A 1,483-nucleotide genomic window follows, 5' to 3' on the forward strand; every position below is an offset into this window, starting at 1 on the left:
GTGTAGCGCAACAGTGTGCCACCAGCGGTGCACAGCGCCAGCCACAGGGCCAGGGTGGTGATGAACGGCAGCGGTGCCTGCGCAAATATCGCCATGATTGCCACCGCTACGACCGCCCCCATGGTGGTACCGATGACTTGGCCAAAACTGCGCGCCAGCACCATGCCGCCCAGTGGCTGGCTGATGATGACCACGGCCATGATCGACCACTTGGGTTGGTCCAGATCGAACAAAAACGCCAGATACAGTGTCAACAAACCGGCCGCGATGGTTCGCAGGGCAAACAGCAACACCCCGGGCCCGGGGTTGAGCATGGCCTTGAAGTACTGCAACAACGCTTGCATGGGAACACTCGTGGTGACACCTCCAGCAAGCGTAGTCACTGCTGCGGGGCCTCGACAGGTTTTACTGTCGACACCGTTTGCAAGCCCATTGAATCGTCAGTGAACGTCGTCAAGGTTTGACTCAAAGCCTGGCCTGACCGAAGCTGGCGACCTTTGCAAAAGCTCGCCAGCTTCCGGATTCCTGCATGCCCAAGTCCCGCCGCAATCTGTTCATCAGCCTCTTCGCCCTGCTCGTCATCGGCCTTGCGTGGGTTTCCCTGCGCGATACCGAGCCGGTGGTTCCCGAAGCCATACAACATGGCTACAGCGAAGCACTGGCGGCTGCCCGGGGTGGTCAACCCGGTGCCGCACGGGTGCTCTATCAGCAATTGGGCCGCCCGGACCTGTCCCCCAAGCGTCGTGTCTGGTTGCATGCCGAGCTGCCCAACTATCCAAGCTCGGTGGCCCTGAAACTGGCGGCTGTCGACCTGCAGAACGAGTCGCCCGAGGTCCGTATCGCTGCGATCAGGAGTATCAGCGGCCTGGTACCGAGCGGCCAGCGCAGTCTGCTGCTGGGGCCATTGCTCGATGACAGCGAACAAAGCGTGCGCCTGGCCGCCATCAACGCGCTGCTGGGTTTGTCCCCGGATGAACTCGGCTTGTATTTCGGGCCGCTGGAGCAAGCCATCGATGCCTGGGAGCAAGTGCTCAAGAGCGAGCCGCAAAGCGCCGAAAACCAATACCAACTGGCCCGGCTGCACCTGCACAACGCCGAGCTCAAGCAAGCGCAACAGGCGCTGGACAACACCCTGCGCCTGGCACCGGACAACCTGCCGGCGCTGGTGCTGCAAATCGAAGTGCTGGATAAACAGGGCCAAAACGACGCCGCCCGGCAGTTGTTGGCCAGGCAACTCCAGGCACAACCCGATTCGGCCTACCTGCAACATGCCCTGGGGCTCTGGCTGCTGCATCACGAGCAAAGCGAATTCGCCCTGCTCGGCCTGTCCAAAGCCGTTGAACTCGAGCCCAATAACCGGGATTACCGCTACGACCTGGCCACCACATTGCACAGTGAGCAAGAGCTCGACGCGGCGCAGAAACAGTTGCAGGAAATCGTTCAGCGCCATCCGAACGATCGCAAGGCACGGGTGCTGCTGATC

2 protein-coding genes are annotated in these 1,483 nt (G+C 61.4%); one reads left to right on the forward strand and one right to left on the reverse strand.

The window, feature by feature from the left end; genetic code table 11:
- Positions 1-344: FUSC family protein (locus tag ACXRVY_RS28700; protein ID WP_458238916.1), on the reverse strand; the 344-nt coding region annotated here is incomplete at its 3' end.
- 185 nt (positions 345-529) lie between these two features.
- Here ACXRVY_RS28700 and ACXRVY_RS28705 point away from each other — a divergent pair.
- Positions 530-1,483: tetratricopeptide repeat protein (locus ACXRVY_RS28705; RefSeq protein WP_458238917.1), on the forward strand; the 954-nt coding region annotated here is incomplete at its 3' end.

It is taken from the genome of Pseudomonas sp. P5_A2_2 (assembly GCF_054177685.1).